The organism is Reichenbachiella agariperforans, from assembly GCF_900142205.1.
GTDB lineage: Bacteria > Bacteroidota > Bacteroidia > Cytophagales > Cyclobacteriaceae > Reichenbachiella > Reichenbachiella agariperforans.
In genome coordinates, this window is the sequence record NZ_FRAA01000007.1 from 303845 (window position 1) to 311193 (window position 7349).

The 7349-nt window shown below is 44.3% G+C and carries 4 protein-coding genes and 1 other RNA gene; 1 reads left to right on the forward strand and 4 read right to left on the reverse strand.

Going from position 1 to position 7349, the window contains the following annotated elements; all coding sequences use genetic code 11:
* Nucleotides 1-104 precede the first annotated feature (104 nt).
* The gene (locus tag BUB99_RS16890) at nt 105-599 is read right to left on the reverse strand and encodes a DUF6265 family protein (RefSeq protein WP_073124451.1); all 495 of its coding nucleotides are present in this window, start codon (nt 597-599) and stop codon (nt 105-107) included.
* A gap of 248 nt (nt 600-847) precedes the next feature.
* On the opposite strand from BUB99_RS16890, the gene BUB99_RS20270 reads away from it, so the two are divergent.
* Entirely contained in the window at nt 848-1057 is a 210-nt protein-coding gene (locus BUB99_RS20270) for a hypothetical protein (RefSeq protein WP_245816870.1), read from the forward strand.
* 134 nt (nt 1058-1191) lie between these two features.
* Here the strand turns inward: BUB99_RS20270 and ssrA are convergent.
* The 3 genes from ssrA to BUB99_RS16910 form a co-directional block, all read right to left on the reverse strand.
* Nucleotides 1192-1587, reverse strand: a transfer-messenger RNA (tmRNA) gene (ssrA, locus tag BUB99_RS16900).
* Nucleotides 1588-1777: 190 nt separating this feature from the next.
* Nucleotides 1778-2701 (reverse strand): PorP/SprF family type IX secretion system membrane protein, encoded by a 924-nt coding sequence (locus BUB99_RS16905; RefSeq protein WP_073124455.1) that lies wholly within the window; start codon nt 2699-2701, stop codon nt 1778-1780.
* Nucleotides 2702-2708: 7 nt separating this feature from the next.
* On the reverse strand, nt 2709-7349 hold a 4641-nt coding region (locus BUB99_RS16910), incomplete at its 5' end, for a gliding motility-associated C-terminal domain-containing protein (protein WP_221407521.1).

The following is a 7349-nucleotide window of genomic DNA, read 5'->3' on the forward strand; positions in this document are numbered from 1 at the left end:
TAAAAAAGACGAGACTGATCTCTGCAATGAGACCAGTCTCGTCTTTTTTTTGGTACTGATGTGATATGGATACCATCTTCTTCAGTATGTGTAGAGCCCTTTGGCTAAAGACTCATTCTTTCAAATGCAAAGGATATACTGAGATCCCCTCCCGAAACAAGAGCCGATAGTTTGTCTTCATCCTTCCAGTACTTGATCGTGTTGGGGAAGTCGTTTTCGGAGTTGGTACAGGTGAATTCAGTAGCACTGTGAACCGTACCTTTGAATACTGTAGGTTCGGATTCTCCCGGGGATTGTACCATCAGATCCCAATTCTTGTCAACTTTGACGAGGCGCATATTTTCTTGCCAGATGGTGTCAGCCCCCTGCATCGTGAAGCCTAGGCCTGCATACTCCGTATCGCTGACTTTGTCCCAGTGCTCGTAGGTTTCTTTGCCTTCCTCTTCGTTTAGCCGGCTCCACTGACCGAGTAGCCAGTCGAAGTGTTCGGTGCTTTCTGCCACTGCAGTTGAGTCTGCTGTTGTGTTTTGAACTTCTTTTTTGTTAGGACTACAGGATACGACGAAGATCCCTAGGAGGAGTATGGCTATTTGTTTCATGTTTTGGCGATGTAAAAAGGAAGCGTTTATTTGCCTGAGGTATGGACTGTCTGGCTTGAAGACAAGGTACGATTGATGCATTTCAGACATGGTTTTAATGAAAGTTAAAATCGAACGCAGGTTATTGTATTGATGTCCCAAGTTTGTATTTTTTGCTGAGATTGTCAAGGGGAGGGGTACAGGAGTTAGTTTGCTGATGTATCCAACCCTTTTTGCCCCAAAGGGGTCATAGAGGTATGAAAAACTGGATGATACTTATATTTTTGTCATTTTCCCTGATCGCTTGTCGGGAGGATGATAGTAGCGAATGCAACGAGACGGATGATATAGATATATCATGTGTCTGCCCATACGTGTACAGCCCTGTATGTGGCTGCAATGACAAAACCTATAGCAATGCTTGTGTGGCTAGTTGTATGGGGATTACGGATTATACAGTCGGTGCCTGTGGGGAGTAATTTTTTATCGCAGATTTATTTTATTAAAATCACGCACCTACCTTTTGTTTTTGAATGAATAATTTGGAATGTCTACAAATTAAAAACGCTCCTTATAGTGCATAAGGAGCGTTTTTAATTCTTTGATGGTATTGAAGTGGAGCCGGAGGGAATCGAACCCTCGTCCAGATAAGGTCATATTGGACCCTCTACATGCTTAGTTGTCACTTAGGATCTCGTAGGAAGGCTGGCGGACAACAACCCACTTTTCCTACCAGTTACTTTAGCTTCGCTATCGGTTAGCAACTTCGCCTCAAGCTAGTCTTACGAGATGACACCCCTGAGTCCGGCTTGTAAGACAAAAGCCTGGAGGGATGTGTCTGCCTCGAATCTTATCCGAGGTTAATAATTCTAGCTATCAGCTAAAATTAAGCAGCCATGGCGTAATTAGATTCGCCAAATATGATTTGAGTAAAGTGATTACGTGTGCTTACTCACCACCCGACATGCAAGTACAATATTCACACTTACTGTCAATACCGGTCGGCCCCATTTTTCAAAGATCTTCTTTCCCTCCGAAGAGGGCTGCAAAACTAGTCATTCTCATACTAGTATTCCGACTATATACGCAATTGATTTCTCTAGGTTAGAAGAGCTGTCGTGAGATACACATATTTAACCCAAAAGCACTACACATCTAGTGGTATAGATTCTTGGCTCTTGATTCTTAAAATCTTGACGCTAAAAATAGACAGGACATAAGCCATCTTTCCTGCTTGTCTTGAGTTTGATTCTATAGTTGAGGAATATCTCATGTGACCCTGCCGTGTAACCATTCAGATCACTGGTGGGGATGTCATAGGCATAACCGATGCGAAAGTTTTCGTTGAGAACCAACTGGGTCATGATAGAAAATGAATCTTGATAGCGGTAGGATAGACCTGCATATACAATCTCATTGATGATGAGGTTTACATTCGCATCAAAAGAAAAAGGGACATCATCTTGCAACCTGAACAACACTGAAGGATTGATTTTAAGTGATCGGTTCAAATCCTTGACGAATCCCGCATTGATGTAGTAGTATCTAGAAGAAACGCCTGTGGTAGGGATGTCATTTTGTTCATACTTAATCTTAGGGGTCAAAATGTAAGGAATAGATGCGCCGATGAAATAATCACGGTTGGCGAAGTAAAGCCCCACACCAAAGTTAGGATTGAAGTCATTCGCATAGACTGCCAATGGATCTTCTTGGCTGAACCAATCCAGCTCGTTGAAGTTAGAAGCGCGCTGATCGAAACCTCCTTGGAGTCCCATGGACAAGATCCCTTTTTGCATCCTGATTTTGTAAGCGAAACTCCCATACACACTGTATTGTTCATGGACACCTACTTGATCGCGAACGACATTGAGTCCTGTACCGATCTGGTTGTCTTTGAAAGTGGTATGTGCTGTCAAGGACTGATATACAGGAGCCCCATCAATATTGACCCACTGGTTTCTATTGGTGAAGATCGCTGAAAATAGATTTAAACTCCCTGCATAGGCAGGATTCAACGCTAGCCCATTGTAGGGGTAAGTCGAAAAGACAGGCCGCTGCTGTGCAGCGGCTGTCAAGCTTATCATCGTAATTAGTATTACTAAAAGTCCTTTATAGCTTTTCATCTAAATCTTATCTTAACAATTCGAGATACCCTTGTTGAACATCACCTTCAGCACCTGTTCCTTTATCAAAAATATAGAAATAAGTACCAGCTGGCAAACCTTGACCTCCACCGCCAAGTCCGACGTTGCTCTTTCCTTTGAATACACGTCCGTTGATGTTGTCTTCATAACTATCCGCTTTGTAGACCAATGTACCTGATCTATTGAAGATTTTTACATTGTTGTCAGGGAATTTGTCTGCACATGATATTCTGAAGTAGTCATTCAGATCGTCATTGTTGTCTGTGACCGCATTAAAGATCTGGATTTCAGTATCTATGGTGAAGACTTCTTCGTGTGTACATTGATCTTCATCAACTACCATGACTCTATAGTTGTCTGGTGAGATACCACTCAACCTTTCGTCTCGGCTCAATATACTTGATACATCAGTTGTGTCTATTGGAGAACCATTGTCCTTAGTCCAGTAGATCTCTTCTGTGATCGTTGATTGGTTGAATACCAAATCTGCCGTACCATTTCCAACATATTCGTTGGTGCCGAAGACTACTTCATTACACTGAGAGTCGGTTCCTTCTACTACGAAGTATGGTGCTTCTCTTTCATCCAAAATCTCTGTAGAACTGGCCTCAGAGACGCAACCTGTATTGTTGTCAGTTGCTTTGACTGAGTAGCTACCGAGATCCAACCCGCCTGCGACACTAGATTCGCTGATCGTGTTCGCGCTGTTGTCTGTCCATACGAAGCTGTAGCCATCGATTTCATTGTTGATCGACGCACTTACTGCACCGTTTGGCACTACACAGTTTGTTCTATTGTTGACGAGCGCGATAGATGGGAGAGGTACTTGTTCAGCCTCATTGTCTATCGTGATTTGATCTTCAATTTTACATCCTGTATAGCGATCTACCATCTGTACGGTGTAGGTCTCTGCTTCCATGCGGTAGAGCGTAAAGGCTGAGTCCAACAATGGATCAGAAACGCTCGGTCCATCGTGCCAGTAGAACTGGTATCTAGATGGTTCGTCTGGTATAGATGTAACAGTCGCTTGTCCATCTGCTCTGGTCAAGTCACACTTGGTCAAAGCCTGGTCTTGAATGATCATCATCTCCATGTTCATGGTATTGGTAGCATCCTCTATCGTGATCATGTTAGGATCAGAAGAACACCCACCATCTATATCCAATACCATGATGGTATAATCACCATGCTCAAGGTTTCCGACAGTATTGCTATTCAAGTTGTTTGCTGCATCGGTGATGATGGTCTCATCACTAACTGTTCCTGCTACTAGGTAGTATTCGAATACTGCCGTAGCGTTGGTTGAGTTGAGTATTGAGATTACCATTTCTCCATTTGGATCGATACAGTTTTCATTGCTTTCCATCGTGATATCTAGTAGGAGAGGATCAGCAGCTTCTGAAGCCATACCATAGGTTTCTGTAGTGATACATCCTGTACTAAGGTTTTCTACTTCTACAGTGTACTGACCTACACCAAGTCCTGCATACGTAGGATCATTGGCTGGACCACCCGTCCAAGTGAAGCGATAGTCCGTGACACTACTAGACCCATCTGCTGTGACTGTCAAGTAACCATTCGGGTTGGTTGCATCACAATTCGTTTGCAACTGGAAGTCAGCGAGTGCAACTACTGGCGGTACACTAGCATCTTCTACTTCGATTTCAAATACATCCGAAGTACATCCTGAGATGGTACTGGTGGCTTCCACAAAGTAAGTTCCTGCCATCAAGTCTTCGAACAGCGGGCTGTTGCCCATGTTGGTTCCACCACCTGCTGTATAGGTACCTGTGTGTAGCGTATAAGTATAGTCAGCCAATGCATCTGGATTGATCGAAGTAAGTTCGATACTACCATTACCTGGCGCACATGTAGTCATAGGCGTCACGATTACATCAGCGAGTAAATCTAGCTGAATATCTATCGGTACGAATGGTACATTGTATGAATCGGTTACACTACATCCTGATACGCCATCTGTGATCGTGACACTGTACACTGCATCATCCAAATCAGTAATCGTAGCTGTCGTAGCACCTGTTGTCGTTGCTGCACCTGTAAAGGTCGCAGTACTACTCCACGTGATTGTTGGGTTGGCAGCTGTAGTCGTTACCGTCAAACTACCGTTTCCACCTGTACACCACTGATTGGCTTGATCCAAAGTGAAGGCTACCGTAGGTGCTACTTCATTGTTTTCAATCGTGACGTCCATTTCATTGCTCGTACACTGTTCTGCATTAGTTACCGTGATCTGATAGACACCTGGGTCTAGATCAGAGACATGACCGTTGGCTACATCTGTACCACCATGAGCAGAGCCATTGGCTTTCAGGATAGTGATCGTGTATCCCGTTAACCCAACACTCACACTATTTTCTAAAATGCTAGTCACTTCGATCTCTCCGTTGTATGGGGATGAGCAATGTGTGTTTTCTGTAAGTGTGACATTCTCAACACTGAAATCGTTGATGATCTCAGTCAGTGTGACAGAAGCATCTACAAAACAGCTCGATCCTGGCGTAGATTCATCCGTGATTCTGATCGTATAGTCTCCACTAGCCAGTCCTGAGATCGATCCGCTAGCCAAGGCTGCCGCAGTACCAGAAGTACCTGTGATCGTGCCATTGTCTACTAGGGCTGTACCTCCAGCAACAGAACCGCCAGCATATACTTGGTAGCTGTAGTTACCACCATCGTCATTGGTGATAGCCCAGTCTAGGATACCATTTCCTTCGTTGGCATCAGGATCACAACTCGCGTCCCCAGCGTTAACAGTCAAGGTCGCCGTAGGGGCTGTAGAGTTATCTAAAATTTCCACTTCAACTTGGCCAGTATTACATCCTGTAGCAGTGTTGGTCGCACGTACATAGTATATACCAGCTGCTCGTCCTGAGAGTGTATTGCTGGTTTCGCCAGCAATGGCTGATGTACGGTCTATAGTGAACCACTCAAAAGAGTAGTCTGCGACATTGCCTGGAGTCAAATCTGTATCATTGATCGTGATAGAGCCTGTCGTGCCACCACAGTCAGTTACATGTGTGATATTACCTGCTACTGCTGCACTATCTAGTGTGTTAGTGACTGGCGTATTCACGATAGTAAAGGACTTGGTCGAGCTACAACCGTCATTGACTTCATCGTTGTTGCTGTCAGTGACTACTACAGTGTATTGACCTGGTGCCAAAGCTGTCAGGGAAGTACCATCGGCACTTACAATGGCTGATCCTTTGTTAGCGCCAGTTGCTAGATTGTTGTCTGCTAGAGCTACATCCGTACCTCTGTACCATTCGAAGCTGTAATCCGCTACTGCTGCTGTTCCTTGGAGCCCAATCGTGAGTGAACCATTGCCTTCATTGACAACTGAGGTACAGTTGGTGTCTGGTGTTTTGGCACTAAAGACTGCGATAGGAGCAACCGTGACATCTTCTACTTCGAAGTAGTAGGTAGCACTGGTACAGGTAGAAGAAGTATTGGTAATGACGACCTCATATTCACCTGCGGCTAGTCCTGTGAGTGTACCACCCGTTTGTGTCCCTCCATGATCACCTGCTGTTCCATCTTTGGTAGCGAATGCGAAGGTGTAACCTGTTGTTCCTCCGATAGATGTTCCATCCACAATGATATCACTGATCGTGATACTACCATTGTTGTCGTCACAGTTGGTATCATTGGTCACTGTGTATTCAGACTCAGTAATCGTGATTGCTGCATTGTCTTCATCTATAGTATAAGAGGTTTCAGATGTACAAGTATTACTTGGGTTAGTGTTATCTACAACCTTCACTGTATAAGTACCAGAAGCCAGTCCTGAAATCGTTTCATTGGCTGTACCTGAAATACCTTCAGTTCCGACAACTGTTGCAGACGTGATTTTGTTAGCTGCAATCGAAGTGTCAGTACCTCTGTACCATTCTATGGTAAAGCCAGCTACTGTTGTAGATGCAGCACCATTCTCAATTCCTACTGTCAATGAGCCAGTACCTGTATTGGACGTGTCATCACAGCTCGTATCTAAAGAGGAAGCGGTCAGTACAATGTTAGGCAGCTCGTAAGTGTCTTCAATAGAGAAGAAGAATACTGAGCTAGAACAGTCACTCGTCGTGTTGGTGATGGTGACTTGGTAGTCTCCTTCACTTAGTCCTTCTAATCTGTTGTCATCTGTACCCGCGATCGTACCGCCATGTGCTCCACCACCTCTTACTTCGAATAGGTAAGTGTAGTCAGCGGTAGTTCCTGTGGTTGCTCCATCTTCTAGTACACTGTTGATTTCAAATGATCCTGTACCATCACAGTTTTCATTGTCTACCAGCGTAAACTCAGAAGAAGTAATAGTGATCGTAGTAGGATCTTCAACGAGTGTGTATGAAGCTTCCGAGAAACATGTGTTGTTCGGGCTGCTGTTATCAATGACTTTAACTGTATATGTACCGGCAGCTAGACCAGATATAGCGTTCTTCGTTGCATTAATGGCCTCAGAGCCTAGTAGGGAAGAAGCCGTGATTTCATTTGCAGCAATCGAAGTGTCAGTACCTCTGTACCACTCGAAAGTATATCCAGTGGTGGTGGTAGTTCCTATACCATTTTCTATAGCGACACGCAAAGCACCGTCACCAGTGTTAGCAGTCGC